Source organism: Kribbella steppae (assembly GCF_004342025.1).
Classification (GTDB): Bacteria; Actinomycetota; Actinomycetes; order Propionibacteriales; family Kribbellaceae; genus Kribbella; species Kribbella steppae.
On record NZ_SLWN01000019.1, the window covers coordinates 68,329 to 93,754 of the forward strand.

General features: G+C 67.9%; 32 protein-coding genes and 1 pseudogene. 15 read left to right on the forward strand and 18 right to left on the reverse strand.

Annotated elements, in window-relative coordinates; translation table 11 throughout:
* The first annotated feature begins 34 nt into the window (after positions 1-34).
* Positions 35-973 (forward strand): RNA polymerase subunit sigma-70, encoded by a 939-nt coding sequence (locus tag EV652_RS38860; protein ID WP_132215038.1) that lies wholly within the window; start codon positions 35-37, stop codon positions 971-973.
* Here EV652_RS38860 and EV652_RS44315 read toward each other — a convergent pair.
* The 5 genes from EV652_RS44315 to EV652_RS38880 all read right to left on the reverse strand — a co-directional run bounded on the left by EV652_RS44315 (position 967) and on the right by EV652_RS38880 (position 4,820).
* Positions 967-1,116, reverse strand: a complete 150-nt coding sequence (locus EV652_RS44315) for a hypothetical protein (RefSeq protein WP_158441476.1) — start codon at positions 1,114-1,116, stop codon at positions 967-969. The genes EV652_RS38860 and EV652_RS44315 overlap by 7 nt on opposite strands.
* Before the next feature lie 73 nt (positions 1,117-1,189).
* Positions 1,190-1,360 (reverse strand): hypothetical protein, encoded by a 171-nt coding sequence (locus tag EV652_RS44320; protein WP_158441478.1) that lies wholly within the window; start codon positions 1,358-1,360, stop codon positions 1,190-1,192.
* Between the two features lie 130 nt (positions 1,361-1,490).
* Positions 1,491-1,979: a DUF2690 domain-containing protein gene (locus EV652_RS46285; RefSeq protein ID WP_132215040.1), complete on the reverse strand. Its 489-nt coding sequence runs from the start codon at positions 1,977-1,979 to the stop codon at positions 1,491-1,493.
* Positions 1,980-2,175: 196 nt separating this feature from the next.
* Positions 2,176-3,180 carry a helix-turn-helix transcriptional regulator gene (locus EV652_RS44895; protein WP_199238648.1) on the reverse strand — a complete coding sequence of 335 codons (1,005 nt, stop codon included), beginning with the start codon at positions 3,178-3,180 and terminating at the stop codon, positions 2,176-2,178.
* A gap of 476 nt (positions 3,181-3,656) precedes the next feature.
* On the reverse strand, positions 3,657-4,820 hold the full coding sequence (locus tag EV652_RS38880) for an acyl-CoA dehydrogenase family protein (protein WP_132215042.1): 1,164 nt from the start codon (positions 4,818-4,820) through the stop codon (positions 3,657-3,659).
* 136 nt (positions 4,821-4,956) lie between these two features.
* Here EV652_RS38880 and EV652_RS38885 point away from each other — a divergent pair, with 136 nt between their 5' ends.
* Positions 4,957-6,294, forward strand: a complete 1,338-nt coding sequence (locus tag EV652_RS38885) for a UDP-glucose dehydrogenase family protein (protein ID WP_199238649.1) — start codon at positions 4,957-4,959, stop codon at positions 6,292-6,294.
* Here the strand turns inward: EV652_RS38885 and EV652_RS38890 are convergent.
* From EV652_RS38890 to EV652_RS38900, 3 genes are all read right to left on the reverse strand, one after another.
* Positions 6,291-7,511, reverse strand: a complete 1,221-nt coding sequence (locus tag EV652_RS38890) for an MFS transporter (RefSeq protein WP_132215044.1) — start codon at positions 7,509-7,511, stop codon at positions 6,291-6,293. The two genes, EV652_RS38885 and EV652_RS38890, sit on opposite strands and share 4 nt — an antisense overlap.
* A gap of 74 nt (positions 7,512-7,585) precedes the next feature.
* Entirely contained in the window at positions 7,586-8,089 is a 504-nt protein-coding gene (purE, locus tag EV652_RS38895; protein ID WP_132215046.1) for a 5-(carboxyamino)imidazole ribonucleotide mutase, read from the reverse strand.
* A 14-nt stretch (positions 8,090-8,103) separates the two neighbouring features.
* Positions 8,104-9,276, reverse strand: a complete 1,173-nt coding sequence (locus tag EV652_RS38900; protein ID WP_242002272.1) for a 5-(carboxyamino)imidazole ribonucleotide synthase — start codon at positions 9,274-9,276, stop codon at positions 8,104-8,106.
* Positions 9,277-9,429: 153 nt separating this feature from the next.
* Between EV652_RS38900 and EV652_RS38905 the strand changes: the two genes are divergently transcribed.
* Positions 9,430-9,990, forward strand: coding sequence for a GtrA family protein (locus tag EV652_RS38905; RefSeq protein ID WP_132215050.1), 561 nt, complete (start codon positions 9,430-9,432; stop codon positions 9,988-9,990).
* Between the two features lie 59 nt (positions 9,991-10,049).
* On the opposite strand, the gene EV652_RS38910 is transcribed toward EV652_RS38905, so the two are convergent.
* Positions 10,050-10,862 (reverse strand): phytanoyl-CoA dioxygenase family protein, encoded by an 813-nt coding sequence (locus EV652_RS38910; protein ID WP_132215052.1) that lies wholly within the window; start codon positions 10,860-10,862, stop codon positions 10,050-10,052.
* A 70-nt stretch (positions 10,863-10,932) separates the two neighbouring features.
* On the opposite strand from EV652_RS38910, the gene EV652_RS38915 reads away from it, so the two are divergent.
* The 3 genes from EV652_RS38915 (at position 10,933) to EV652_RS38925 (ending at position 13,579) form a co-directional block, all read left to right on the forward strand.
* Positions 10,933-11,790 carry a helix-turn-helix transcriptional regulator gene (locus EV652_RS38915; protein WP_132215054.1) on the forward strand — a complete coding sequence of 286 codons (858 nt, stop codon included), beginning with the start codon at positions 10,933-10,935 and terminating at the stop codon, positions 11,788-11,790.
* Positions 11,791-11,803: 13 nt separating this feature from the next.
* A complete protein-coding gene (locus EV652_RS38920; RefSeq protein WP_132215056.1) occupies positions 11,804-12,232 on the forward strand; it encodes an SRPBCC family protein in 429 nt (142 codons plus the stop codon).
* 129 nt (positions 12,233-12,361) lie between these two features.
* On the forward strand, positions 12,362-13,579 hold the full coding sequence (locus EV652_RS38925; RefSeq protein ID WP_132215058.1) for a GNAT family N-acetyltransferase: 1,218 nt from the start codon (positions 12,362-12,364) through the stop codon (positions 13,577-13,579).
* Positions 13,580-13,621: 42 nt separating this feature from the next.
* Here the strand turns inward: EV652_RS38925 and EV652_RS38930 are convergent, their stop codons facing one another.
* The 3 genes from EV652_RS38930 to EV652_RS38940 are packed head-to-tail and all read right to left on the reverse strand — an operon-like array spanning position 13,622 to position 15,923.
* Positions 13,622-14,014, reverse strand: coding sequence for an MAPEG family protein (locus tag EV652_RS38930; protein WP_132215060.1), 393 nt, complete (start codon positions 14,012-14,014; stop codon positions 13,622-13,624).
* Positions 14,011-14,970 (reverse strand): ATP-grasp domain-containing protein, encoded by a 960-nt coding sequence (locus EV652_RS38935; RefSeq protein WP_132215062.1) that lies wholly within the window; start codon positions 14,968-14,970, stop codon positions 14,011-14,013. The genes EV652_RS38930 and EV652_RS38935 overlap by 4 nt, the downstream gene beginning before the upstream one ends.
* On the reverse strand, positions 14,967-15,923 hold the full coding sequence (locus EV652_RS38940; RefSeq protein WP_132215064.1) for a glutamate-cysteine ligase family protein: 957 nt from the start codon (positions 15,921-15,923) through the stop codon (positions 14,967-14,969). Before EV652_RS38940 ends, EV652_RS38935 begins: the two co-directional genes overlap by 4 nt.
* 56 nt (positions 15,924-15,979) lie before the next feature.
* Between EV652_RS38940 and EV652_RS38945 the strand changes: the two genes are divergently transcribed.
* On the forward strand, positions 15,980-16,480 hold the full coding sequence (locus EV652_RS38945) for a MarR family winged helix-turn-helix transcriptional regulator (protein ID WP_132215066.1): 501 nt from the start codon (positions 15,980-15,982) through the stop codon (positions 16,478-16,480).
* A gap of 98 nt (positions 16,481-16,578) precedes the next feature.
* Complete coding sequence (locus EV652_RS38950) at positions 16,579-17,175, forward strand: hypothetical protein (RefSeq protein WP_132215068.1); 597 nt, start codon at positions 16,579-16,581, stop codon at positions 17,173-17,175.
* Here EV652_RS38950 and EV652_RS38955 read toward each other — a convergent pair.
* Positions 17,163-17,744: an ArsR/SmtB family transcription factor gene (locus EV652_RS38955; protein WP_132215070.1), complete on the reverse strand. Its 582-nt coding sequence runs from the start codon at positions 17,742-17,744 to the stop codon at positions 17,163-17,165. The two genes, EV652_RS38950 and EV652_RS38955, sit on opposite strands and share 13 nt — an antisense overlap.
* 58 nt (positions 17,745-17,802) lie before the next feature.
* On the opposite strand from EV652_RS38955, the gene EV652_RS38960 reads away from it, so the two are divergent.
* On the forward strand, positions 17,803-18,384 hold the full coding sequence (locus EV652_RS38960) for a dienelactone hydrolase family protein (RefSeq protein WP_132215072.1): 582 nt from the start codon (positions 17,803-17,805) through the stop codon (positions 18,382-18,384).
* Between the two features lie 123 nt (positions 18,385-18,507).
* Here EV652_RS38960 and EV652_RS38965 read toward each other — a convergent pair whose 3' ends face one another.
* On the reverse strand, positions 18,508-18,735 hold the full coding sequence (locus EV652_RS38965) for a hypothetical protein (RefSeq protein ID WP_132215074.1): 228 nt from the start codon (positions 18,733-18,735) through the stop codon (positions 18,508-18,510).
* 46 nt (positions 18,736-18,781) lie between these two features.
* Complete coding sequence (locus tag EV652_RS38970; RefSeq protein ID WP_199238650.1) at positions 18,782-19,159, reverse strand: hypothetical protein; 378 nt, start codon at positions 19,157-19,159, stop codon at positions 18,782-18,784.
* Positions 19,160-19,231: 72 nt separating this feature from the next.
* On the opposite strand from EV652_RS38970, the gene EV652_RS38980 reads away from it, so the two are divergent.
* Positions 19,232-19,426, forward strand: a complete 195-nt coding sequence (locus EV652_RS38980) for a ferredoxin (RefSeq protein WP_132215076.1) — start codon at positions 19,232-19,234, stop codon at positions 19,424-19,426.
* A gap of 99 nt (positions 19,427-19,525) precedes the next feature.
* Complete coding sequence (locus tag EV652_RS38985) at positions 19,526-20,656, forward strand: epoxide hydrolase family protein (protein WP_132215078.1); 1,131 nt, start codon at positions 19,526-19,528, stop codon at positions 20,654-20,656.
* A gap of 69 nt (positions 20,657-20,725) precedes the next feature.
* Here EV652_RS38985 and EV652_RS45925 read toward each other — a convergent pair.
* A pseudogene (locus EV652_RS45925) lies at positions 20,726-21,058 on the reverse strand (GNAT family N-acetyltransferase); the annotation flags it as partial.
* Positions 21,059-21,179: 121 nt separating this feature from the next.
* Here EV652_RS45925 and EV652_RS38995 point away from each other — a divergent pair.
* Positions 21,180-21,668, forward strand: coding sequence for a winged helix-turn-helix transcriptional regulator (locus EV652_RS38995; protein WP_132215080.1), 489 nt, complete (start codon positions 21,180-21,182; stop codon positions 21,666-21,668).
* Positions 21,669-21,702: 34 nt separating this feature from the next.
* Here the strand turns inward: EV652_RS38995 and EV652_RS39000 are convergent, their stop codons facing one another.
* Complete coding sequence (locus tag EV652_RS39000) at positions 21,703-22,572, reverse strand: Sco1979 family transcriptional regulator (RefSeq protein WP_242002273.1); 870 nt, start codon at positions 22,570-22,572, stop codon at positions 21,703-21,705.
* Between the two features lie 169 nt (positions 22,573-22,741).
* Here EV652_RS39000 and EV652_RS39005 point away from each other — a divergent pair, with 169 nt between their 5' ends.
* Positions 22,742-23,572 carry an SAM-dependent methyltransferase gene (locus EV652_RS39005; RefSeq protein ID WP_132215082.1) on the forward strand — a complete coding sequence of 277 codons (831 nt, stop codon included), beginning with the start codon at positions 22,742-22,744 and terminating at the stop codon, positions 23,570-23,572.
* Positions 23,573-23,776: 204 nt separating this feature from the next.
* On the opposite strand, the gene EV652_RS39010 is transcribed toward EV652_RS39005, so the two are convergent.
* Positions 23,777-24,346 carry a helix-turn-helix domain-containing protein gene (locus tag EV652_RS39010; RefSeq protein ID WP_242002274.1) on the reverse strand — a complete coding sequence of 190 codons (570 nt, stop codon included), beginning with the start codon at positions 24,344-24,346 and terminating at the stop codon, positions 23,777-23,779.
* Between the two features lie 54 nt (positions 24,347-24,400).
* Here EV652_RS39010 and EV652_RS39015 point away from each other — a divergent pair, with 54 nt between their 5' ends.
* On the forward strand, positions 24,401-25,087 hold the full coding sequence (locus EV652_RS39015) for an AzlC family ABC transporter permease (protein ID WP_132215084.1): 687 nt from the start codon (positions 24,401-24,403) through the stop codon (positions 25,085-25,087).
* Entirely contained in the window at positions 25,084-25,407 is a 324-nt protein-coding gene (locus EV652_RS39020; RefSeq protein WP_132215086.1) for an AzlD domain-containing protein, read from the forward strand. Before EV652_RS39015 ends, EV652_RS39020 begins: the two co-directional genes overlap by 4 nt.
* Positions 25,408-25,426 lie beyond the last annotated feature (19 nt).

Below are 25,426 nucleotides of genomic sequence, written 5' to 3' on the forward strand. Positions count from 1 at the left end.
GTGACGACCAGGTGATCCGGGAGGACCTGAGCGCATGACGAGCACCGCGGACGAGGCGTGGTTCCAGGACGCGTTCGAGGAGCACCGGCGCCCGTTGCATGCGCACTGCTACCGGCTCGCCGGGAACGTCGCCGACGCGGACGACCTGGTCCAGGAGACCTTCCTGCGCGGCTGGCGCTCCCGTACGCAGTACGAAGGCAGGGCATCGATCCGGACCTGGCTCTACCGGATCGCCACCAACGTCTACCTCGATCACCGCAAGGCGGCGGCGCGACGGACCGTACCGGTCGGCGACCCGATGGAGTGGTGCACCGAGATCGGCCCCTATCCCGACTCGCTGCTGGGTGAGGACCCGCCGTCGGATCTGGTCGCACGGGAGACCGTCGAACTCGCGCTGATCGCCGCGCTGATGTACCTGCCGCCACGGCAACGGGCGGCGTTCGTCCTGCGTGACGTCTCTGGCTGGACACCGGCCGAGATCGCCGACGGTCTCGGCCTAGCGGTGCCTGCGGTGAACAGTCTGATCCAGCGTGCCCGGAAGACCCTCCGTCACTATGCGCCAGGTGATTCCCGAGCCTGGCGCAGACCTGCGCTGACCAGCGAGGACGAGGAGATCCTGCGTCGCTATGCCGCAGCTACCGACCCCACGAGCTTCCTGGAGTTGCTGGCCGAGGACGTGCGCATCACCATGCCGCCGGACCCACCGGTCGTCGGGCGCGAGGCAGCGGCCGAGTTCCTGGGGAGGCCCCTGGACTGGCGCACATTCCCGTCCGCTGCCAACGGCCGGCCTGCCCTGATCTGCTATCTCCGTCGCCCTGGCAGCGATCAGTACGACGCAATGGTCGTCGACGTCCTCACGATCGAGAACGGCCGGATCGTGGAGAGCAACGCGTTCGTCGGAGCCCACCACGTCGCCGCCTTCGGCATGCCCGCAACCATCACGCAGCACGAAGCCTTCAGCGGCCCTCAGTAGCCGCGAATGCTAAAGCGGTTGGTGAGTGCCTGCCGGAAGCGGGTGCAGGCTGGGAAGAACACCCGGAAGACCACGTTTCCGGCGGACAGCGGCTGGTGGAGCACGGTGAAACGACCGCTGTGGCGGACCAGCGCCTGGCTCACCGCCGCCACTGGGTGGCCCCGAGGAGTCGTTGCAGGATCACAGGCAACCTGCGGGGTGCACGTGCACCGGCGATCAGCCGTTGACGGGGACGACGGTCCCGACCGTGGCGCTCGTCGCTGCGGGCGCCGCCGCCACGATGCCCGGTCTCGCGATCAGAAAGGAGGTCGAGAGCTTGTCGAACGGACCGTTGCGGAGCCGGACACAATTGACGCTGTTCAGCGGCCGGAACCGCTTCGGCCGCATGTACTGCCAGCATCGTCGACCCGATCATGGCCAACGCCCGGATGGCGGTGACCAGGAACTGGCCGGCGATGTCGGGCCGACACCGTTGAGCTCGCGCAAGTCGGATCAGTCCTAGCGCGAATGAGATCACTCAACAGGCAGCCACTGTGGTTCCGTCAGCCTGATCCCACGGGCTGGCGCCAGAGACTTGCATATATACGCCTGCCCGCGCGCATTGCGGCGCGTACAGCATATTTCCCCAAATCGGGGATCCGGTGCCGCTGAAAGTGAACTCGTTCCGCGTCCATCCCACCCCCGATGTACCGTACCAACGTTCGATCCATATCGTGCGGAACCAATGCCCAGGGTTGTTCGGGTTGGTCAGTACCAATTGACCCCAGTTTGCCTGGCAGCTCGGGGACCAGCGCAGATTGATCGTGCCATAGCGGATGCCGTACGGATATTGTGAAGACATTACCGGAGCGGAAGCGACCGTGCGGGCATCGGCGGCGCAACCCGTGGCAATCGGATCCCTTCCATCGCACCCGTATGCGCAGGCCGCCGCCGCAGTCGAGGCGGGAGCAACCAAAAGGGTGCTAACAGTCATGGGAAGAGCTATGAGTGCAGAAAGACGTCGCATGGCATACTCCCCGGGGTCGGTCTTCTGAACGGTGCCTCACTGTTTAGACAGCGTGCGCCATGAGTCCACCCGGCCGCCAGTAGACAAAGTCGGAACTTGCGTCACGGTTGCCGTACGACAAAGTCGTACACGCACGCTGGCATGTTCCCCTGTGGTCCATCGAATGGTGGACCGGAGGTTAGAGGGCCGGGGGTCACTAGCCGAACGGACGAAGCTTCGCCGCGACTGCGGAGCGTTGCCGTACAGAAAACTTCCTCAGGATGCGGGTCACGTGGGTCTTAACGGTCGGCTCCGAGATGGCCAGGCGGAGCGCGATCTCTTCGTTGGTGAGGTCGTTTCTAATTAGTTCCGCGATCTCTCGCTCGCGCGGCGTGAGCTTATCCAGCAGCGTCTGGGAATCGAGCGATGGCACCATGAAGAGTTCTGTCGTCTCGCCCTGCGCCCTCTCGCAAAGGTCCCGCAGAGCAGTTAGTTCATGTCGTATGAGCTCTGGATTCGATAGCTCACCTTTGAGGAGGTGGTCGATCTTATTGCGAAGACGTTCCAGTTTGTGTCCAAAGTCCTCGATAATGTCGACGACTGAAATCATAGATTTGGCACCTAGGGGGCCATCGGTGAATAGTGTGCTCTGCCGGGCAAGGTCTTCGCGTTCGCGTTGTAGCGCTGTTACCACGCTTCGTGCCAGGACCTGGAAGGCTTGCACAGTCTCCTCGGTGTAGACATTGGATCGATATGTCTGCATAGAAGCAATCCCGATAACGACGGATCGATCGGGTGGGCTCTGTAGGAGTGGAATTGCGATCGCGTCGCCAGAAAGGCGCTCCTCGTCCCCGAACGAATGGCCCTTGTTGAGGAGCTTCCCGCTATCCATGCTGTAAATGTATGGCTTGGCGTGGTTCTTTATCCAAGTTGCTAGCCCTTCCTGGCCATACATCTGGAAACCGGGAGGCTCATACTCCTCTAGTTCATCAAACATGTATGGAATCACAAGATACTGTTCGTCTCGAAAGAAGCCAATATAAAAGCTATCGACGGGACCAATCGTGCCCATCGTGACGCGCCATTGATTGTAAAGTCTGCGGTGCTCGCCGGGAGCCACGTACCGTATCGTTCGGTCCGCGTTGCGTACGATCTCAGCGATCTTCGGCGAGAATCCTTTGAAACCAGGCATCGATCCCTCCCCGGCATCGGCGACAATCATCCTCGATGGCGTGCCGATGTGTCGATCCTTCGCGACTCGGAGTCCAGGGATCCGAACATCGATGCTGCCTGCACATGCGGACAGGCATCGTCGTCGCCGGCGGTATCGCGCCGGCTCGTCCCATAGCTCGGGGTAAAGCAGTGCTTCCTAAACACTGTGCCGCACGTACGAATCCCGCGGCTGGGCAAGGCATGCCCGCCTTGCGAAGCGCCACTACGCCAGCGTGACGCTTCACGACGGAGTCAATATCAGGGAGCTCGCCGAGTACCGTGGCCGCCACGACCCCGGGTTCGCCCTCCGCCTCTACACACATCATCTGCCGTGGTCATACAACAGAGCACGGCAGGCCATCGACCGTCGGATGGCGCGACTCCGGCTGCGGCTGATGGAGCAGGGACGATTCAGCGGCGGCGTGACTCCCGTCGGCCGATCAGCCGACGGGAACTCGAGGGTGCCACTGACCTGTGGGACTGTCCCTAGCTGAGGCCCTTCAGGAGCTGGCGGGCCATGACGATGCGCTGCACCTGGTTGGTGCCTTCGTAGATCTGGGTGATCTTGGCGTCGCGCATCATCCGCTCGACCGGGTAGTCGTGGGTGTAGCCGTAGCCACCGAGGAGTTGGACGGCGTCGGTGGTGACGGCCATCGCGACATCGGAGGCGAAGCACTTGGCGGCGGCGCCGAAGTAGGTCAGGTCGGCGTCACCACGTTCCGACCGCGCGGCGGCGGCGTACGTGAGCTGCCGGGCCGCCTCGATCTTCATGCCCATGTCGGCGAGCATGAACTGCAGGCCCTGGAACTCGGCGATCGCCTTGCCGAACTGCTTGCGTTCCTTGACGTACCCGAGCGCGTAGTCGAGGGCGCCCTGGGCGATCCCGAGGGCCTGCGCGGCGATCGTCACCCGGGTGTGGTCCAGCGTTGCCATCGCGGTGCCGAAGCCGGTGCCGGGGTCGCCGATCAGCCGGGACGCCGGGATCCGTACGTTGTCGAAGTACACCTCGCGGGTCGGCGAGCCCTTGATGCCGAGCTTCTTCTCCGGCGCGCCGAACGAGACGCCCTCGTCGGACTTCTCCACCACGAAGGCGCTGATCCCCTTCGAGCGGGCGTCCGGGTCGGTCACCGCGAACACGGTGTAGTAGTCGCTGACACCGGCGTTGGTGATCCACCGCTTCACGCCGTTCAGCACGTAGCTGTCTCCGTCGAGCACCGCCCGCGTCTTCATCGAGACGGCGTCCGAGCCGGCCTCGGGCTCCGACAGGCAGTACGAGAACATCGCGTCGCCCGCGGCCACCGGCGGCAGGTACCGCTGCTTGACCTCCTCCGACGCGGACAGCAGCAGCGGCAGCGAGCCGAGCTTGTTCACGGCCGGGATCAGCGAGGTCGAGGCGCAGGCCCGGGCGACCTCCTCGATCACGATCACCGTCGCGAGCGCGTCCGCCCCGGCGCCGTCGTACTGCTCCGGGATGTGCGGGGCGTGGAAGTCGGACGCCTTCAGCGCGTCGTACGACGCCTTCGGGAACTCGGCCAGCTCGTCCACGTCACCGGCGTGCGGGGCGACCTTGGCGTCGCAGACGTCGCGGACCGCCTCCCGGATCGCCTGGTGCTCCTCGGACAGCGCGTACAGGTCGAAAGAGTTACTCACGAGTTGCACTGTACGACGCGACGCCCGCGCAACGGCACCCGTCGGACGCCGAAAGTGACCAACAGCGCACGCGGTGGAGGACCGGTGGACATGAGCCGGTCACCGGCTGATAACCGCGGTGGGTAGAGTCCCGGGCATGAGTGAAGCGACCTCCCGCCCCCTGCGGATCGCCGTGATCGGTACCAGCTACCTGGGCGCGAACACCGCCGCGGGGATGGCCGAGTTCGGGTTCGACGTGATCGGAGTCGAGATCGACGAGCACCGGCTGAAGCTGCTGAACGACGGCAAGGCGCCGCTGTACGAGCCAGGCCTGGACCCACTGCTGAAGAAGCACGTCGACTCCGGCCGGCTGCGGTTCACCAAGGACTACCGCGAGATCGCGGACTGGGCCGACGTGCACTTCATCGCGGTCGGCACCCCGCAGCTCGAGGGCAGCGAAGCGGCCGACCTGTCCCAGGTCAACTCGGTCGTCGACATGCTCGCGCCGCTGCTGACCCAGCCGACGCTGGTGGTCGGCCGGTCCACGGTCCCGGTCGGTACGTCGAAGCTCGTCGAGGCCCGGTTCCACGCCGAGGCCCCGGCCGGTACGGCGGTCGAGATCGCCTGGCAGCCCGAGTTCCTCCGCGAGGCGCACGGCGTGGAGGACACGCTGCACCCGGACCGGCTCGTGTTCGGCGTCGAGTCGGAGACCGCGGAGGCCCGGATGCGCGAGGTGTTCGCCACCCCGATCGCCGAGGGTACGCCGGTGGTCGTGTGCAACCGGCCTACCGCCGAGCTGGTCAAGGGCGGCGCGAACGCCTTCCTGGCCACGAAGATCTCGTTCATCAACGCGCTCGCCGAGATGGCCGACGCGTCCGGTGCCGACGTCACCCAGCTGGCGGACGCACTGGGGTTCGACAAGCGGATCGGCCGCGGCATGCTGAACGCGGGTCCCGGGTACGGCGGCGGCTGCCTGCCGAAGGACCTGCGTGCCTTCATGCACCGGGCCGGTGAGCTCGGTGTCGAAGAGGTGATCACGCTGCTGCGTGAGGTGGACGACATCAACCAGCACCGCCGGGCCCGGATCGTCGACCTCGCTCACGAGGTGCTCGGCGCGGAGTGGGTCGGCCGGAACGTGACCGTCCTCGGTGCCGCGTTCAAGGCCGGTACGGACGATGTCCGCGACTCGCCTGCCCTCGACGTGGCCGGCCGGATCCAGCTGCACGGCGCCAACGTCACCGTCTACGACCCGGAGGCGATGGAGAACGCTCGTAAGGTCCGGCCGACACTGCGGTACGCCGGCTCGGCCATCGAGGCCTGCGAGGGTGCGCACGTCGTACTGCATCTGACCGAGTGGCCTGAGTTCCGCCAGCTCGACCCGGTGGCACTGAAGCAGGTCGTCGCCACACCCGCCCTCATCGACGCCCGGCTGCTGCTGGACGCGGCCGTCTGGCGTGCGGCCGGCTGGACCTACCGGGCGCCTGGAAGGCCCTAAGTCACGGTCGCCGAGCGCAGGACGGGTCGACTCAGGACGACGAGACCCGTCAGCGCCGCGGCGATCGAGATGCCGAGACACACACCGGTGATGCCGACGCCCTCCAGTTCCGTGAGGCTGCCGAGGATCGGGTTCATCACGACGAGCGCCAGGCTCTGACACAGCACCACGACCGACTGCAGCCGCGACTGGTACTCACGCTCGACCGAGTTCATCAGCAGCGGCAGCACGTGCCCGGTGAAGGTCCCTACGCCGATTCCGCTGAGCACACCGGCCGCGAACGCCAGCGGCAGCGGTTCGAGAACCGACAGACCGAACAGCCCCACAGCAGCGACCAGCAGGCCGAGCGCGGCGAACACACCGGGCCGCGGGAACGCCCCACGCATGAGGATGCGCAGCGCGATCACGCCCACGCCCAGACTTCGGCTCGCCACCAGCAGGCCTGCATTCGCAGCGTCCCACCCGTGGGCCCTGGCCAGCAGGGGAAACAGCAGCGCGTCCAGCGGCATCAGCAGCCCGGCGGCGACCGTCATCGTGATCAGCAGCGCGCGGGTGAGCGGCCGGCCGAAGGCGACCTTGATCCCGGCCACGATCGACCGGAGCATGCCGGTCGGCATCTCGCCGGGCGGGCTGATCGTGTTCCGCAGCAGGATCAGTACGACGATCATCACGCCGAAGGTGATGGCATCGAACGCGGCCGCGGCGGCGAGGCCCTGCCAGCTGACCAGGACGCCGCCGACCGCGGTGCCGCTGACGGCGAAGACGACGCCGGTGACCTGGAAACTGGCCAGTGCCCGCGGCACCTGCTCCGGCGGGACGAGCAGCCGCGGCATCGAGCGCGACGACGGCAGGAAGAACGCGTCGATCACGCCGACCACGAGTGCCAGGGCGACCAGGAGCCAGACCGGCTCGCCCGCTGCCAGAGTGGCCGGGACCAGTGCGGTCGTCACGACGAACATCGCCGCACAACTGACCATCAGGACGCGTGGTGCGCCGAACCGGTCGCCGACCGCGCCGCCGACCAGCAGCAGGGCGGCGCGCGGCGCGGCGGCGAGGAGCAGGATCAACCCGGCGACTCGGCCGCCGTGTTGGCTGGCGGACCATCCGATGGCAAACGTCATCGTCAGGTCGCCGAGCAGGGACACGGCGGCGCCGAACAGCCAGATCCAGTAGCGGACCGGGATGCGCTGCGTATCCGATTCAGCGGGCGGAGTCACGATCGATGACCTTAGACGACATCGGTTGGGATCTCACGGCTACCCGGACACGCCCTGTGGAAAACCGGTCTAGCTCAGTCTTTACGGAGCTCTGCCGCGCCGTCACGCACCGTACTGCCCTTGGCCCGGGCGAGGTCGGCCAGCGACTCCTGGAACGCGACCATCCGGTCCCGCAGTTTCTCGTCCGAGGCGGCCAGAATCCGGACCGCGAGCAGGCCCGCGTTTCGGGCGTTGCCGATCGAGACCGTGGCCACCGGCACCCCGGCCGGCATCTGCACGATCGAGAGCAGCGAGTCCATCCCGTCCAGGTACTTCAGCGGCACCGGTACGCCGATCACCGGCAGCGGAGTCACCGACGCCAGCATGCCCGGCAGGTGCGCGGCACCGCCGGCGCCCGCGATCAGCACCTTGAGACCCCGCTCGTGCGCTGACCGCCCGTAGTCGATCATCTCGGTCGGCATCCGGTGCGCCGACACCACATCTGCCTCAAAGGGCACGTCGAACTCGACGCACACCTCGGCCGCGGCCTTCATCGTCGGCCAGTCGGAGTCCGACCCCATCACGATTCCCACACTCATGCAGCAGCCAGCCCTTACTCGTCGATGGTGCCGGTCAGGTACGCGGCCGCGTGCCGGGCGCGTTCACGGACGTCCTCGAGGTCATCGCCGTACGCCGTGACATGGCCGACCTTGCGCCCCGGTTTCACGGACTTGCCGTAGAAGTGGACCTTCAGCCCGGGATCGCGGGCCATGCAGTGCAGCAGCCCGCGGTGCATGTCCTCGACATCCCCGCCGAGCACGTTGACCATCACCGTGTACGGCGCTCGCGCGGCCGGCGATCCGAGGGGCAGGTCGAGCACCGCGCGGAGGTGGTTCTCGAACTGGGAGGTGACTGCGCCGTCGATCGACCAGTGGCCGGTGTTGTGCGGGCGCATCGCCAGCTCGTTGACCAGCAGGCGGCCGTCACGGGCCTCGAACATCTCCACCGCGAGGATGCCGATCACACCGAGCTCGCCGGCGATCTTGAGCGCGGTCTGCTGGGCCTGGGCTGCCCGGTCCGGGGCGAGACCGGGCGCGGGCGCGGTGACCTCGACGCAGATGCCGTCCCGCTGCACCGATTCGACGATCGGGTAGGCGACCGCCTGGCCGTGCGGCGACCGGGCCACGATCGCGGACAGCTCGCGGACGAAGTCGACCTTCTCCTCGGCCAGGATCGGTACGCCGGAGCCGAAGGCGGCTGTGACTGCCTCGTCGTCCGGACCGTCCACGAACCAGACACCCTTGCCGTCGTACCCGCCGCGGGTGGTCTTCAGGATGATCGGGAAACCGCCGACCCGCTTGGCGAAGTCCTCGACGTCGGCGGGTGACTCGACCACCTGGTGGGCCGGGGACGGCGCGTCGAAACTGTCCAGGCGGCGGCGCATGACCGCCTTGTCCTGCGCATGGACCAGGGCGTCCGGGCCAGGGTGAACCTTCACACCGTCCGACTCCAGGGTGTGCAGCAGGTCGGTGGGTACGTGCTCGTGGTCGAAGGTGACCACGTCACACTCAGCGGCGAACCGCCGTACCGTCTCGGGATCGCGGTAGTCGCCGACGGGCGCGTCGGCCACCGCCTGGGCCGCGGACACCGCCGGGCCCTCGGCCAGCACCCGGAGCTGGATGCCGAGCGCGACCGCGGTTTCCTGCGTCATCCGGGCCAGCTGCCCGCCGCCGACCATTCCGACCACCGGCGTACCGACGGGGAGGTCCTTCCGTTCGAACTTCACAGCCTGGAGCCTAATGTCCATACATCACCGCCGCGCAGCCGGCCGCAGTGACGCGCTGGGGCACGCGGGGGATTTCGGACTCGGCCCGGTCGCCGGGTACCGTGGGAAGCTGCCCTCCCGTTGCGGTGTGATCACAGAAGGTTCCGGAGACCGTTGAAGCTCGTCACCACGCTGTATCGCCAGGTCGAGCACCTAGTACACGAAGTGGCCAAGTTCGGTCTGGTCGGTCTGCTCGGCATGGTCGTCGATCTGCCGATCTACAACTGGCTGGTCTTCAACAACCCGCTGGTCATCGCCGACTCGGGCGTCGGCATGCTGCACCACAAGCCGCTGACCGCGAAGTTCATCTCGGTCACGGCCGCGACCATCGCGACGTACCTGGGTAACCGGCACTGGACCTGGCGGCACCGCGAGCGCACCGGGCTGCACCGCGAGTACGTGCTGTTCTTCGTGCTGAACGGCGTCGGCCTGCTGATCGCGGCCGGCTGCCTCGGCTTCTCCCGCTACGTGCTGGACCTGCACAGCTGGCTGGCCGACAACATCTCGGCGAACGTGATCGGCCTCGGCCTCGGCACGCTGTTCCGCTTCTGGTCCTATCGAAAGTTCGTCTTCCGCGAGGAGATCGAGCTCGACGAAGCCGAACACACCTCAGCCCCCGATTCCCCCGCCGAACTAGACGGCGAATCCACCGGCGACCTACCCGTCGTCCGCTGACACAGACTTACGAAGCGGCGCCACCCTTGTCGGGTGGCGCCGCTTTCTGTTGTGGCGGATCAGTGGGGCCAGAGGAGGGGTTGGACGGCGGGGTCGGTGTAGTCGGGGCCGTTAGTTGCCGGGTCGGTGCGGACAAGGGTGTCGTTGGGGTGGTTTGCGCCGGGGCGCCAGCGGTTGTCGGTGGGCTGGAGGTGGATCGCGAGGGACCGGCGTGGCGCGGTGCCGCGGTTGGCTGAGCTGCCGTGGACGGTTCGGCAGTGGTGGAAGCTGACCTGCCCTCTGCGCATCCGGGGCGTGAACGGGGTCGGATCGAAGCCCTGGGCGATGAGCGCGGCATCGAGGGCCGCACTGTCCTGGGAGAAGAAGTCCAGACCAGTGACGTCCCACTGGTGACTGCCGGGCAGGAACGAGACCGCGCCGTTGACCTCGTCGACGTCGTGGAAGCCGACCCAGGCGGTGAGCATGCTGTCCGACGTACAGGACTGCCAGTACTGCCGGTCGGTGTGCCAGCCCACCCGGGCCGTGCCGCCCGGCCGGTCGACCGGCTTCCTGAGGAGTTGGTCGTGCCACAGCCGGATCCCGTCCGCGCCGGACAGCGCGGCGGCGGTAGCACCGATCACCGGATGCCGCACCAGGGCCGCCAGTTCGTCGACCCGGAGCGAGGCGTAGTCGTTCTTCCGGAGTACGTCGCCATCGGACGGCTGCCAGCCCCGCGTCGAGGGCAGGTCAGGGAGCGCGTGATCGTGGTCGTCCGCGTAGAAGCGCTCCATGCCGCGCTCGGCCGCGTCGAGTACGTCGGGCGCCAGGATCACCGGCGAGATCCAGTAGCCGTGCTCACGATAGAAGGCGATGTCATCAGGTCCTGGCTGCATGCTCACACGGTAGGAAGCCGGCGACGGCTGACGCGTTGCCGATGTTCAGCAGACTGGACACAATCTTCAGGTGTCTCTGAGTCGACCCGACGGGCTACGTGCGGGCTTCCATGCCGACGTGCACGACCCGGTCAGTGGCCTCATGCATGCGGGTGAGCAGTGGGTGCCCGAACAGTTCCTGATCGAACCGCACGAGCATCCGGTCTGGGAGATCTACCTTCAGTTGCACGGTGTCACTCGCTGGGTCGCCGGCGGCCAGAGCTATCTCCTCCAGCCTGGCCACTTGTTCGCCGTACCGCCGAATCTGGTGCACCACCTGGCCGGGCGGTCGGGCAATCATCACTTCTACTTCGCCGCGGTCGATCTCGAACCCGTCGTACGGCGCCAACCGGTGCTAGCAACTGGATGGCCGTCGACAGTGGTGCATCGGGATGCTGGAGAGCTGGCCTACGCCTTCGCCCAACTCGTCCGGGAGCTGACCACGCGGCACGAGTACGCCGACGTCGGGTTGAGCCTCGCGGTCGATCACCTGGTGCTGGCAGTCGCTCGCGCGATGGCACCGACCGCCGCGCCGCAACTCGCGATGCACCCGGCAGTGCGGACCGTGAAACGCCTGCTGGACCAGGAGTTCCATGAGCGCTGGACCCTCCGCCAACTCGCCGACCGGGTCGGTCTCGCCCCGTCGTACCTGGCCGAACTGTTCGCGAACCACCTCGGCCAACCCCCACACCGCTACCTCAACGAACGCCGCATCGACCGGGCCCGCCAACTCCTCGACTCCACCGACCTGACCATCACCGCCATCGCCCACACCCTCGGCTTCAGCTCCAGCCAGCACTTCGCCCGAGCCTTCCGCCAACTGACCCGAACCACTCCGACCGCCTATCGCTGCATCCGACGTGTGGGTGACGACGGAAGACAGCAGTGAGGACTGGAGGAACATGATCAAGATTCAGCGGGTGATCACGGTCGGGCAGCCTGTGGGTGCGGTGTTTTCGTACCTCGCCGACTTCGAGACGACGAACGAATGGGATCCGGGGACGGTGCGGACCACGCGGATCGCCGGGTCTGGCGGGGTGGGGACGACGTACCGGAACGTGTCGAGATTCGCGGGGCGGGAGACTGAGTTGGAGTACACCGCGGTCGAGTTGCGTGAGCCCGGGCTGCTCCGGTTCCGCGGCGAGAACAAGACGGTCACGGCGCACGACACGATCAGGCTCGAGCCGATCGCGTCGGGCGGCACCGAGCTGACCTACCGGGCGGAGTTCGTCTTCAAAGGCGTCGCCCGCTGGCTGGCTCCGCTGCTGCGAAGGCAGTTCAGCAAGCTCGGCGACGACGCCGCCCGGCAGCTGCGCGCCGTTCTCCAGTAACGGTCGGCCGATCAGGACGGTGTTCCACGGGCCGAGTCCCGAGGTTTGCCTACCGACGACCTCTTCGACCAGCGCCTAACGGTCGTAATTCGGTGCCCGGTTGTCGGTGCGGCGTGTGAGGATGCGGAGATGACGGGATTCGACGTACGCACGGCGACGACTGAGGACTACGAAGAGTTTTTCGCCCTGTTCGGCGGGGCCATGATGTTCGATATGCAGGCGGACGACCTGGGCCGGCAGATGTTCGAGCCGGACCGGGCGCTGGTCGCAGTCGACAGCGACGAGATCATCGGCACGACCAGAGCGCTGACCCGCGATCTGTCCGTGCCTGGTGCTGTGGTGCCGGCCGCACACGTGACCGCGGTCGGCGTCAAGCCGACGCATCGGCGGCGCGGTGTCATGTCGGAGCTGATCCGCCGGCAGTTGCGCGAGGTGCCGGAGGCGATCGCGGTGCTCTGGGCCAGCGAGCCCGGGATCTACGGGCGCTTCGGGTACGGCGCGGCCGCCTGGGGAACGTCGTACGAGGTCGACCTGAACCGGGTCGGACCGCCCGCCGTGCGGACCCGGCCGGGTGAGCTCAGTGAGCTGGCTGTGGAGGACGCCGCGAAGCAGTTGGCGCCGCTGCTGAGAAGCCTGCAGGAGCATCGGCCGGGCGTTTCCGGCCGGACCGAGCTCGGCTGGCAGAGGCATCTGCGGGACAAGCCGGACGATCGCGGCGGAAAGACGGCCCGCCGGATCCTGGTGCATCGTGACGAGACCGGCGAGGTGGACGGATACGCGCTGTACCGGGGAAAGATGAACTGGGACGCGAGCGGACCAGCCAGCGAGGTGTCACTGCAGGAGCTGGTCGCGATCGAGCCGTCCGCGTACCAGGCCCTGTGGCAGCACCTGCTGACGATGGATCTGGCCGCCAAGCTCGAGTTCGGGCACGCCGCGATCGATGAGCCGGTGCAGCAGCTCGTCACCACCCCGACCGCTCTGAACCGACGAGTGAGCGAGTCGCTGTGGGTTCGGGTGACCGACGTCGTTCGCGCCCTCGGCGAGCGGCGGTACGCCGTTCCCGTCGACCTGGTGATCGAGGTTGCCGACGACCTGATCCCGGCCAACGCCGGCCGGTACCGGCTGACGGCTGACGGTCCGCTGGCGGAGGCGCGGTGCGAACGGACCGAGGACGCGGCCGACCTGAGCCTGACCGTGACCGAGCTCGGCGCGGCGTACCTCGGCGGCCGGCCGCTGGCCGAGTTCGCCGCCACCGGCCGGGTCACCGAGCACACCCCGGGCGCCCTGGCCACCGCCACCGCGGCCTTCGGCTGGCCCATCCTCCCGGTCAGCATCGAAATCTTCTGACCGCACCGCCCCACCAGTGGAAACAGTGGTGGGGCGGTCGCTTCAGATGGTTGCGATCGCGGTGACGCCGATCGTGATGCCGACCGCATAGGTGCCTAGGGCCCCTATGTCGCGGAGAGGGCCGTGCGAGGCGAGGGACTTCGAGGTGAGCATGCCGAGGGCATGCAGCGTGCGTACGACGAGGGCTGCAACCGCCAGTGCGCCGACGAGCCAGCTGTCGGACAGAGTGGAGCAGACGAGCAGCAGGACGATCATGGTCGGGATGTACTCGGCGGCGTTGCCGTGGGCGCGGACCGCGATCAGCAGCGGGTCGGCCGGATCGGTCGGTGCCTGGTTACCGCCGCCGCGCATCGCGCGATGACGGGTGACGTTGGCGCCCAGCAGGAACAGCAGGATGCCCATCAGGGCCATGGAAACGATGGTCACGGTGCTCATGCGAATACTCCTTCGCGATCAGGCGTGAGTCGGCGCACCATGGCTTCGCTGAGCCGGGTGCCGAGGAGGGCATCGGTCTTGTGCATCCCGCCGGGGCAGGTGACGTTGACCTCGATCAGCCGGCCGCCGATGACATCGGCACCGGCAATGGTCAGTCCGTATCGGATCAGCACTGGACGAAGCGCGGCGGCGATCGCAGCGTCGGCGTCCTCGATCGCGGCTGGTGCGACCGGCGGCCCGATCCGGAAGTCGTCGGCGCACGGCCGCCGCAGGACCGCGCCGACGATCTCGCCGTCGAGCAGGAACAGCCGTTTGTTGCCGTGCTCAACGGCCGGCAGGTACTGCTGCGCGATCACCTGCCGGCGCCCGCCGTGAGTGGCCGACTCCAGCAGCGCGACCGCCGAATGGTCGTTCTGAACCAGCCACACATCGATCCCGGCGAACCCGTCGACCGGCTTGACCACAGCCGTCCCGACCCGCGCGACGAACTCGCGCAGTCCGCTGAGCGACGTACCGACGTACGTCGGTGGGCACAGCTCCGGGAACCGCAGCGCGACCAGCTTCTCGTGCACCGCCCGAATTCCGTCGGGCCGGTTGACCACGCGGGTGCCGGCGAGATCGAGCAGGTACGTCGTATGCAGATACCGATCGTCGACCGGCGGATCGATGCGCAGGTGCACCACCTCGAAGTCGGCCGCATCGACGACGGCGACCTCGAGCTCGTCCCACCAGGTCGAGTCGACCACCCAGCGGTGGTCCACACCGGGCCGCCGCGGCCGCAGCCGGATCTTGTGGGCGTGCGCCAGAACCCGGCCGTCGACAACGGCGAGCTCCTCCGGCGCACAGCACCACACGTCGAGGCCGAGCTCCTGGCTCGCGTTCATCAGGCCGATCGTGGCGTCGATCTCGGCGTGCAGGCCGGCGAGCGGGTCGGTGATGAAGAGGACGTTGTTCATGCGACAAGCTCCAAGTCAGGAATGAGCTCGTAGCCACGAGCCGCGGTAACCGGATCTCCGTCAGCCGCTGAGCGCCAGTGCTCAGCCAAGTGGGCACGTTCAGGCTCCAGTGCGCGCAATGCGGTGCGCCGGCGATCGTCGTCGTACACCAAACTCGTCAGCGCGCTGATCACCCGGTCGAGCGCATTCGGCTCCTGTACGTCGAGGAAGCGGACCTCGAGGTACGTCGTCCGCGGCCGAACCGGCGGGAACATCGTGGTGAGGTGCTCGACCGGGCCGCCGGTCGTGAAGACCGTGGCTCCGGCGGCGAACGCGGTGTACGCAGCGACGGGGTCGTCGCCGTGCAGTAAGCGGTCGTCGAATCCGGTCCGCGCCGGGTCGGCCTCGAGCCACGTGGTGAGCCGCCCTTCACGCCCGACGCTGCGAGCGAACGCCGCGGCCAGGAACGGGCCGGCGAGGTTGAGGACGCGCCACTGCTCGGCGCCGGCGCGGCCGGGCCACCAGTCGAGGCATACCTGGGTGGAGGCGGTACGACGCATCATCCGGCGACCGGCCGGACCGATCGAGTCGAAGTGCCGGTGCATCGCGACGTACCTCGGGCTGGTCAACTGCAGCGGCACCTCGTGCTCGGGGCGCGGGTCCACCGGAAGTGCGTAGGTGCTGATGCGCGCGGCGCCGAGGTGGCGCTGCAGGTCGTCCGTGAGCGTCCGGACCTGGGCGACCGGGTCGAGGGTGCACGGCAGGCTCAGCTCGAGTTGGCCACCCGGTTCGAACCCAACGTACGGCGAGGCGAGCGCGGCTGCGGCTGCCCGCCGTACCCGCTCGATCGGTACGGCAGCACCCGTCGTGCTGTCGGCGACGAGGAGCTCCTGCTCCACGGCGACCCGGACGGTGCGGCGGCGGCTCTGGGCGAACAGGCCGGCGACGATCGGGTGTAGCTCCTTGGGATCCATCGATCCTCCTGATACCGTAAGGATGCCTGTCAAAATATTGAAAGGAATCCTTACGGATGTCAAGAGTCGATTTACCCCGGCTCGACCGCAAGCCGTTCATCGCACTGGTCGACCGGGCCAACCGGGCACTCCAGGCGGACATGGTCCGGACCGGGCACCGCGACGGTCATCCGGAGCTGAAACCGGCCCACAACGCGGTCTTCGGGACGCTCAGCCGCGACGGTTCGCGCGCCGCGGACATGGCCGTGCGGGCCGGGATCACCCGGCAGTCGATGGGTGAGGTGATCCGTGAGATGGTCGCCCTCGACATCCTCGAGATGCGCCCCGACCCCGAGGACGGCCGCGCCAAGCTGGTCACCTACTCCGACCACGGCCTCGAGGTCGCCTTCGACGGCTACACCCACCTCAAAGACCTCGAGGCTCGTTTCGCCGAGGAGTTCGGCGAGGAGGACTACGACACCGCCCGCAAGGTCCTCTCCCGAATCGCCGACCTCCTCGACCGCTGGTCCGCAGCGGAGGATGACGCTGTGTCAGCCCTTGACGGTGAAGCGGGGTAATGCGGCTGGGACTGGGGGTGGGGCCTTTGGGCACGGTGGGCTACGGGGCGGTCGGGCGGGGCTATCGTCGAATTGGGTCTGGGGTTGGGGAGGGTCTGATGGTGACGCGAGAGGTGAGCCGGTCGGCCCAGGGGGTGAGGGTCGGCGCGGGCAGGTTGGTTGCCTTTGGTGGCCTGTGCGGGTTGGCCTGGGCGGCTGGGTTGCGGGGGTTCATGGCGCAGGTCGCGGGTGAGGAGGCGGGGGTCGAATGGGTCGGGACCTTCGCCTGGATCTTGTTGCCTGGTGTGCTTGTCGGCGTCCTGTTGGGGTGGGCCGAGTTCCTTCGTCGTACTGGCGGACGTCCGCACTGGCGGTGGCTGGCTCTCTCGCCGTTGCTCTTCGCGGCGGTGCTCACACCTGATCCGCTCGGTGTGCTGGAGAGCGGCGTTGGCGGCGGCGCCATCGGTGTGCCGGTGTACGGCATGCTCGGCGGGTACGCCATCTCCGGCCGTGGCCGCCTGCTGCCACGCGTGATCGCCGGCGCTGTGGCGATGACGACCGTGCCGATCTGGGCGCTGACTGTCGGGTCCTTCGCGCCGCACCTCACGCTCGACACCCCGGCCGGCCTGTGGGTCGCGTTGTACTACTACTCCTTCATGGCCCTCCTCATGATCGCCTGCGCGATCCCGCACCGGCCGGTGGTTCAGTCGTCCTGAGGTGGTGGGAGCGTCGGGTAGTCGAGGATCGGGTAGAGGCCGACGGTGAAGCCGTACGTGGTGTCGCCGGTGCGGGGGAGCTGATCGAACGAGTGGATCAGCCGGTCGACCTGCTGCCAGAACTCGGCGGCGCGCTCCTCCGGGATCCGGGCGTGCCGGATGAAGGACCGGAGCTGGCCGGCGTCGTACGCGGGGGTCGACTCCTTCGCGGCGACCTCGAAGTCGTTGAAGTCCGGCGGTAGCGGTACGCCGTCCGGGCCGGAACGGCCGAGGCCGACGTAGAACATCCGAGCGGCGCGGCCGTAGAAGCGTTCCTCGATCGCCCGCACCCGCCGGGTCCGGACCACCCGCAGGATGCCGGCGTCCGCGAGCACCTTCACATGGTGCGCGACCGTGCTCTTCGGCCGCTTCACCGCGGTCGCCAGCTCGGTCACGGTCGCGGCCCGCTCGTGCAGCAGGCCGAGGATCGTCGTCCGCAGCGGGTCGCTGATCGCGCGGACCTGATCGGCGGTGGTGAGCTCGATCGTGTCCTCGAGCTCGTAATCCGGCACCGGAGTATTGATCGACATGATCGGATTAGACTAGCATCGCGGATTGTTCGAGATAATTGGATCATTGGAGCGGATCATGGCCGAGGTTGTGCTGTACCACCACGCGCAGGGACTCACCGAGGGAGTGAAGGCCTTCGCCGATGAGCTGCGGCGGGCGGGCCACACCGTCCACCTGCCCGACCTGTACGACGGGAACACCTTCGGCACCCTCGAGGAAGGGCTGGAGTACGCGCGGAAGACCGGCTTCGGTGTCGTCAAGGACCGCGGTGTCGCCGCCGCTGACAGGCTTCCGGAGGCGCTTGTCTACGCGGGCTTCTCGCTCGGCGTGATGCCGGCGCAGGAGCTGACCCAGACCCGCCCGGGTGCCAAGGGTGGGTTGTTCTTCGACTCCTGCCTGCCGGCCGAGGAGTTCGGCACCTGGCCCGACGGCGTACCGGTCCAGATCCACGGCATGGACGAGGACCCGTTCTTCACCGAGGAAGGTGGTGACCTCGACGCCGCCCGCGCTCTGGTCGCCTCCACCGACCAGGCCGAGCTGTTCCTCTACCCCGGCAAGGACCACCTCTTCGCCGACTCGTCACTCCCGGGTTACAACGCGGAAGCCGCAGCCCTGCTGACCAGCCGGACCCTGACCTTCCTGGAGAAGTTGGCCGATTGATCTCATCCGGGATCCGGGCGACAACCGCGTGAACGCGGTCCGGACGAAGCCCGGCCCGGTCGCAGTGACCGGGCCGGAAGTCGAAGGGGAGGAGGGGTAGGGGAGGGATTGTGGGGGCAGACGTCAGAGGGCGTGGAGCTTGGGGAACGGGGCCAGGATGCGCATGAGCTTCCCGTCGCCGAAGTCGACGACGACCGCGTGGCCGCCATCGACCGAGCTGACCCGGCCCAGGCCTTCCTTGTCATGGGACACCCGCTGTCCGACCTCGAAGACCTTGACCGGGTCCGGCACGCGGGGTTTGAAGGGGCTCGTGCTGAGGTGACGACGCGTCGTCGCGCGGAAGGAATCCATCAGGGTTCCAGTATGCGCCAAACCCAGCCGGTGAGAACCTGCTCGGTCAGGAAACCGTGGCGCGCGCGGCCTCCACCGGTGCCGGAGCGGCGGCGTGAGCCGGGCGGCGGATGGGGATCAACGAGGCGATCGCCAGGGCGGCCAGGGCGGCGGCAGCGCCGATGATCAGCACGACCCGGAAGCCGTTCTGCGATGGCAGAGCGTAACCGCCCAGGTTGATCGTCAGCTGGGCCAGGATGACGCCGGCGGCGGCGCTGGACACCGAGGTGCCGATCGAGCGCATCAGCGTGGTCAGGCTGTTCGCGGCCGCGGTCTCCGAGACCGGTACGGCGGCCATGAACTGCAGGTTGTCTACAGCACCCTCTACCGCCGCATTCCGACACTGCGCAGGGCGGCCGAGCTGGCCGAGATCCCGTTCAAACACGACGGATCCGTGTACGGCGTCCACTCGCTGCCCGTGACTTGGTAACTCCCTCTTCGGAATCGAGGCATCCCCATGAAGGTCATCATCGATCAGGACAAGTGCGTCGCCTCCGGCCAGTGCGTCACGGCCGCCATCGACGTCTTCGACCAGCGTGACGAGGACGGCATCGTCGTCCTGCTCAACGACAACCTGCCGGACAATCTGGCCGCCGACGTCCAGCAGGCCGCGGCCGTCTGCCCCGCCCTGGCCATCGTCATCGAGGACTGAAGGCACCCGACGTTCCCGGTGGCACCTGTCACGAGGATCATCTCTGGCACAACCCTCGTGCGGCGCAGGCGTATTCCGGGCCCGCGTAGGTTTCGGGGTATGCGAGAGTTCAGGATCCATGTGCCGGACGAGGCGCTGGACGATCTGGCCGAGCGGCTTCGACGGATTCGGTGGCCGGAGCAGTTGCCTGGTACCGAGTGGGAGCGCGGGGTGCCGGTCGAGTATCTGCGCCACGTCGTGGACCAGTGGAAGGCGTACGACTGGCGTGCGTGGGAGGCGCGGCTCAACGAGTATCCGCAGTTCACGACCCGGATCGATGAGCAGACGATCCACTTCCTGCACGTTCGATCGCCCGAGCCCAGCGCCTTGCCGCTCATCCTCACTCACGGCTGGCCGGGATCGGTGGCCGAGTTTCTGCCGGTCCTCGGCCCGCTCACCGATCCGGCGTCGTACGGCGGAGATCCGCAGGACGCCTTCCACGTCGTCGCGCCGTCGGTGCCGGGGCACGGGTTCTCGGTGCCGCTCGAGTCGTCAGGATGGAACCACCGGCGGATCGCCCACGCGTGGGCCGAACTGATGGCGCGCTTGGGCTACCAGCGGTACGGCGCTCAAGGCGGGGACACCGGGTCCGTCGTGTCACCGCTGCTCGGCCACGTCGACGGCTCGCATGTCATCGGCGTACATATCAACGGTGGGCTGGCGTTTCCGGCGATCGAGCCCGGCGATGTCGAGCAGCTGAACGAGGTCGAGCGGGCCCGGCTGGCGGCGGCCGAGCAGTTGCGTGAAGTGGGGACGGGGTACGCCGAACTGCAAGGGACGCGGCCGCAGACGGTGTCGTTCGGGTTGAGTGATTCGCCGGTAGGCCAGTTGGCCTGGATCCTCGAGAAGTTCTGGGAGTGGACCGATCCGGCGCGCGCGTTGCCCGAGGACGCGGTCGAGCTCGACCACCTGCTGACGGACGCGTCCATCTACTGGTTCACCAACACGAGCGCGTCGTCGGCCAACCTGTACTACGAGAATCGCGTGGCAGCCGATGATCCGGCCGAGCCGTCCGGTGTACCGACCGGGATCGCCGTGTTTCCGACCGATCCCGCGATCCGTCGGGTGCTAGAACGCCGGCACCGCATCGTCCACTGGTCGGAGTTCAGCCGCGGCGGCCACTTCGCCGCCCTCGAGGCTCCGGACCTGCTGGTCGACGACATCCGCGCCTTCTTCCGAACTCTGCGCTGACACCAGGAAGTTGATCAGCGCGCCGTCACGTTCGGCGGTGGCGTCCGGCCAGCGCCGGCGGATCATCCGGATGGTCAGCACGTTCGCCGGGCTGACCACGAACAGGAACCGCGTCATCCCGGCCGCGACGGCATCCGCGGCGGCGACCGAAAGCATCCGTACGCCGAGGCCACGCCGCTGCTCGGGTTCGCTGATCACCGCGGCAAGCTCGGCGGTCGTCCTACTGTCGTCACCGTAGGCACAGGCCCACATCGCGTGGCCGACGATCGTGTCGCCGCGGGTGGCGACCCAGGCGCGCCCGGTCGGGCAGAGCATGCGCAGCACCAGCGCGGGCCGCGGCGGTCGTCCGATCGCGGTCTGGAACCGGAAGTAGAGGCTGAGATCGGTCAGCCCGGAAAGCATCGTGGTCAGGTCCTCCGCGTCGGGTTCACCGGCCGGGCGGATCTGCAGCGGCTGAGTCTGGTTCACGGATTCAGCCTGGCCTGGCTTGGCTGAGTCTGTCAAGTGGACTTATCCTGGAGCTATGAGTGAGCAGGCGCCCGAGGCGATGCGCTGGTCGACGGAGAACTGCACGATCTCGCGGACGATGCAGATCCTCGGCGACAAGTGGACGTTCCATGTGCTGCGGGAGCTGTTCGTCGGCGTCCGGCGGTTCGAGGACATCCGGGCCCGGTCCGGGATCCCGCGGCAGGTGCTGACCGAGCGCCTCGCGGCGCTGATCGAGCGCGGCCTACTGCGGCGGCATCCGTACCGCCTGCCGGGTCAGCGGGAGCGCTATGAGTACCGCCTGACCCAGGCCGGGCTCGACCTCTACCCGGTGCTGGTGGCCATGATCCAGTGGGGCGATCAATACCTGCCGCTCGACGGCGGACCGCCGATCGTTCCGCAACATCGCGACTGCGGCGAGCAGGTGAGCGTCGTACTGCGCTGTGAGTCCGGCCATGAACCTGTTGCCCGAGAGATCGCGATCCGCCCCGGCCCCGGCGCCGAACCCCGAGCCCTAGCCAGCTAGCGCCGCCTCTCCCGCGCCAACCAGACGGCCGGGGTCAGAGGAGGTCGATGGCGTTGCGGATCAGGCGTTCGGTCTCGCGCGGCTGGGCGGCGGAGATCGACAGGGTGTCCATGGTGACGGTGTAGCCGTCCACCTCGTCGCGCTTGTCGACGTACACGGCACTGGTCAGGTGCTCGATGTAGACGATGTCCGGCAGGTCGGCGTCGTTGAACCGGAGCAACGTGAACGCGCCACCGGTCGCGCAGTACCCGCCCTTGTCGAACGGGATGATCTGCAGGGTGACGTTGTGCCGCTTGGACGCGACGATCAGATGCTCGAGCTGCGCCTTGAGGATCTGCTTGTTGCCGATCGGCCGGCGCAGGACGGCCTCGTCGATGACGGCCCACAGCCGGGCCGGGCCCTGCCGGGTGAGCACCTGCTGACGCGACATCCGCAACGAGACGAGGCGTTCCCGCTCGTCGGACGGCAACGGCTTGTCCCGGCCGAGCTGGAACACGGCCCGCGCGTACTCCGGGGTCTGCAGCAGGCCGGGGACGAACTGGAGCTCGAACGTACGGACCAGGTCGGCCGCCATCTCCAGGCCGAGGTAGGAGTGGAACCAGGTCGGCGTGACATCGTCGTACCGCTGCCACCAGCCGGGGTTGTTCGCATCGCGGGCCAGGTCGAGCAGGCGTTCGCGTTCGTCCTGGTCGTCGAGTTTGTAGAGCGTCAGCAGGTCGTCGACGTCGCGGACTTTGAAGCCGACCCGGCCGAGTTCCAGCCGGCTGATCTTCGACTCCGAGCCGCGGATCGCCCAGCCGGCATCGGTCCGGCTGATGTTGGCTTCCTCGCGGAGCCGGCGCAGGTGCGCTCCGAGCATGATGCGCAGGGCGGTCGGCCCGCCGTACGCGCCCGGCTCAGTCACCCTCGCCTCCCCAGAAGTCGCGGTGCAGCTCGACATCATGCAGCCGACCGATCATTTCACAACAGATTCTGGCCCAGTCCAACCCGACGCGCGTACACGACGTGTTCGCCGAGCCTTACGGTCAGTAGAGTCTGCCCCACAGACATCCCGACTCCTGCGAGGTTCGCTGATGCCCGATGCCACCAAGGCACCCAGTTCGATTCCGGTGGGCGTGGACACCACCCGGGCCAGCATCGCCCGGGTGTACGACGCCGCGCTGAACGGCAAGGACAACTACGAGATCGATCGTGAAGTGCTCCGCCAGGTCGCCACCGTGGCGCCACAGGTCAACGATCTCGCCTGGTCCAACCGGAACTTCCTGATCCGGGCCTGCCGCTTCCTGGCCGGCCAGGCGGGTATCACGCAGTACCTCGACTGCGGCTCCGGTCTGCCGACCGCGGAGAACACCCACCAGGTGGTGCAGCGGCTGAAGCCCGAGGCCAAGGTGCTCTACATCGACAACGACCCGGTGGTGCTCGCGCACGGCCGCGCGCTGCTGGAGGAGAACGACAACACCCTGTTCGTCAGCGCCGACATCTTCGAGCCCGACGAGGCGCTCGCGCTGGTGAAGGAGCAGGACTTCCTCGACTTCGACCAGCCGATCGCGGTGATCCAGAACGGCACGCTGCATCACTACATCGGCGACGACGGCCCCGCGATCATGCAGAAGTACGTCGACGCCGTCGTGCCGGGGTCGTACACCGTGGTCGCCCACTTCTACGACCCGCAGACCCCGGAGCATTCCGAGGTCGCGCGGAAGATGGAGGAGAAGTTCGTCCACAGCCCGATGGGCAGCGGGAAGTTCCGCACCCGCGATCAGCTTCTCGCGCTGTTCCCGGGCCAGGAGCTCGTCCCGCCGGGCCTGGTGCTGTGCGACGACTGGTGGCCGGACGGCCCGCGGGTCAAGCCGCTCAACCAGGTCGAGGAATGCATCGCCGGCGGGGTCGGCCGCAAACTCTGACCCTCGAGGAACGACGAGGCGCCCGGGACTGCTGGTCCCGGGCGCCTCGCCGTGTCAGGCCGGCACGGTCCAGCGCTGTGCTGCAGAGTTGTTGCAGGTAGCAACGGTGATCTGATTGCCCCAAGCAACGGGTGCGGTGAGGCAGAGTCCGGTCGAGCGGTTGCGGACGGTGCCGTCACCGGGCAGAGAGGTGAGCAGAAAAAGTCAGGTGTGCTCGGAGACCAGGACTGCGGTGGTGCCTTCTTCGAGGGCTTGGAAGATGTGCGGGAGGTCGCCGGGGTAGGCGAGGTAGTCGCCGGGCTTGAGTTCGATGGGGTCGTCGGCGGGGCCGACCAGGGCCAGGCCCGAGCTGAGTACGACGTGTTCGACGACGCCGGGCATATGAGGTTCGGACTTCCGGCCGGGGCCCGGGGCGGCGACGATGCGGTAGATGTCGCGGCGGGCGTTCGGCGGGCTGGACGCGACCAGGGTGGCGCTGTACTCGGCCTGGTCGGAGTAGATCACCGGGCCGTCGCCGGCCCGGATCACCTGGACCTTCGGGCGGGGTGGATCGAGCAACGCGGCGAACGGCGTGTCGAGGGCGACGGCCAGCGCCCACAGGGTCTCCACGCTCGGGTTGCCGGTGCCGGACTCCAGCTGGGACAGCGTCGACTTCGCGACGCCGGCGCGTTTCGCCACCTCGGTCAACGACAGTCCCGCGCGGGCCCGGTGGCGGCGCAGCGAGGCCGCGATCACGTCGAGCGGGGCCTTGGTGTCCATCAGTGTTCGCTCCATCGGTCTGGTCGTTCGGCTTGACGAACGGACGGCCTGCTGTTCATCATAAAGGCCATGCGTTCGATCTGGCGAACACTCGACCGAGGACTGGCCCGCGACATCGGGCTGGTCTGTCTGGCCGACGGCGTCGTCGGGCTCTCGTACGGCGCGATCAGCGTCGGCAACGGCCTGCCGCTGTGGGTGCCGGTGGTGTTGTCGATCGTGGTGTTCGCGGGTGCGTCGCAGTTCCTGTTCGTCGGGATCGTGGCGGCCGGCGGGAGCCCGATCGCGGCGATGATCGCCGGCCTGCTGGTGAACACCCGGCACGTCGCGTTCGGGCTCGCGCTCAGCGACGTGATCGGCGGCGGCTGGCGGCGCGTGCCGGGCAGCCACCTGATGACGGACGAGAACGTCGCCTTCGCCCTCGGCCAGGACGAGGTGCGGCAGAAGCGGGCCGCGTACTGGGCCGCCGGGATCGGGATCTTCGTCTGCTGGAACGTCGGCGTCCTGGTTGGCGGGCTGGCCGGGACCGTGATCACCGACACCGACGTCTTCGGGCTGGACGCGGCGTTCCCGGCGGTCCTGCTGGCGCTGGTGCTCCCGGCCTTGCGGGACAGATCGACGCGTACGGCGGCCTTGGCCGGGAGCGTGGTCGCGTTGGCGGCGACGCCGTTCCTGCCGGCCGGCCTGCCGGTGCTGCTCGCCCTGGTGGGGTTGGTGTTCTACCGCGCGGACAAGCCCGCGCTGGAGGTCGCTCGATGAAAAATTCGTCGCTGCTGCTGGCCGCCATCGGGATCCTTGCTGTCGGCACCTTTTCGCTCCGGTTCGCCGGGCCGCTGATGCGCAGCCGGTTCGAGGTACCGGAGCGGACCCAGCAGTTCGTCGGCGCTGCGGCGATCGTCCTGCTGGCCGCACTGGTCGCGACCGCCGCGCTGATGGACGGCGACGGACCCGCCGGGATCGCCCGACCGGCCGGTGTGCTGGTCGGTGGCATCCTGGCCTGGCGGAAGGCGCCGTTCGTGCTGGTCGTGGTCGCCGCCGCCGCGACCGCGGCCGGTCTCAGGTTGCTCGGCGTACCTTAGGCCGCGGTGGCGCTACCGT

Bases quoted from the DNA above. Each gene is read 5' to 3' on its own strand.
- EV652_RS38995 (WP_132215080.1), top strand. From the start codon at position 21,180: ATGAGTGAGCAGGCGCCCGAGGCGATGCGCTGGTCGACGGAGAACTGC.
- EV652_RS38910 (WP_132215052.1), bottom strand. From the start codon at position 10,862: ATGCAGCCAGGACCTGATGACATCGCCTTCTATCGTGAGCACGGCTAC.
- purE (WP_132215046.1), bottom strand. From the start codon at position 8,089: ATGAGTGTGGGAATCGTGATGGGGTCGGACTCCGACTGGCCGACGATG.
- EV652_RS38935 (WP_132215062.1), bottom strand. From the start codon at position 14,970: ATGAACAACGTCCTCTTCATCACCGACCCGCTCGCCGGCCTGCACGCC.
- EV652_RS38920 (WP_132215056.1), top strand. From the start codon at position 11,804: ATGATCAAGATTCAGCGGGTGATCACGGTCGGGCAGCCTGTGGGTGCG.
- EV652_RS44320 (WP_158441478.1), bottom strand. From the start codon at position 1,360: ATGCGGCCGAAGCGGTTCCGGCCGCTGAACAGCGTCAATTGTGTCCGG.
- EV652_RS38945 (WP_132215066.1), top strand. From the start codon at position 15,980: ATGTCAAGAGTCGATTTACCCCGGCTCGACCGCAAGCCGTTCATCGCA.
- EV652_RS38860 (WP_132215038.1), top strand. From the start codon at position 35: ATGACGAGCACCGCGGACGAGGCGTGGTTCCAGGACGCGTTCGAGGAG.
- EV652_RS38950 (WP_132215068.1), top strand. From the start codon at position 16,579: ATGGTGACGCGAGAGGTGAGCCGGTCGGCCCAGGGGGTGAGGGTCGGC.
- EV652_RS38940 (WP_132215064.1), bottom strand. From the start codon at position 15,923: ATGGATCCCAAGGAGCTACACCCGATCGTCGCCGGCCTGTTCGCCCAG.
- EV652_RS38925 (WP_132215058.1), top strand. From the start codon at position 12,362: ATGACGGGATTCGACGTACGCACGGCGACGACTGAGGACTACGAAGAG.
- EV652_RS46285 (WP_132215040.1), bottom strand. From the start codon at position 1,979: ATGCGACGTCTTTCTGCACTCATAGCTCTTCCCATGACTGTTAGCACC.
- EV652_RS38955 (WP_132215070.1), bottom strand. From the start codon at position 17,744: ATGTCGATCAATACTCCGGTGCCGGATTACGAGCTCGAGGACACGATC.
- EV652_RS39010 (WP_242002274.1), bottom strand. From the start codon at position 24,346: ATGGAGCGAACACTGATGGACACCAAGGCCCCGCTCGACGTGATCGCG.
- EV652_RS38985 (WP_132215078.1), top strand. From the start codon at position 19,526: ATGCGAGAGTTCAGGATCCATGTGCCGGACGAGGCGCTGGACGATCTG.
- EV652_RS38980 (WP_132215076.1), top strand. From the start codon at position 19,232: ATGAAGGTCATCATCGATCAGGACAAGTGCGTCGCCTCCGGCCAGTGC.
- EV652_RS44895 (WP_199238648.1), bottom strand. From the start codon at position 3,180: ATGATTGTCGCCGATGCCGGGGAGGGATCGATGCCTGGTTTCAAAGGA.
- EV652_RS38885 (WP_199238649.1), top strand. From the start codon at position 4,957: ATGAGTGAAGCGACCTCCCGCCCCCTGCGGATCGCCGTGATCGGTACC.
- EV652_RS38960 (WP_132215072.1), top strand. From the start codon at position 17,803: ATGGCCGAGGTTGTGCTGTACCACCACGCGCAGGGACTCACCGAGGGA.
- EV652_RS39020 (WP_132215086.1), top strand. From the start codon at position 25,084: ATGAAAAATTCGTCGCTGCTGCTGGCCGCCATCGGGATCCTTGCTGTC.
- EV652_RS38965 (WP_132215074.1), bottom strand. From the start codon at position 18,735: ATGGATTCCTTCCGCGCGACGACGCGTCGTCACCTCAGCACGAGCCCC.
- EV652_RS39015 (WP_132215084.1), top strand. From the start codon at position 24,401: ATGCGTTCGATCTGGCGAACACTCGACCGAGGACTGGCCCGCGACATC.
- EV652_RS39005 (WP_132215082.1), top strand. From the start codon at position 22,742: ATGCCCGATGCCACCAAGGCACCCAGTTCGATTCCGGTGGGCGTGGAC.
- EV652_RS38930 (WP_132215060.1), bottom strand. From the start codon at position 14,014: ATGAGCACCGTGACCATCGTTTCCATGGCCCTGATGGGCATCCTGCTG.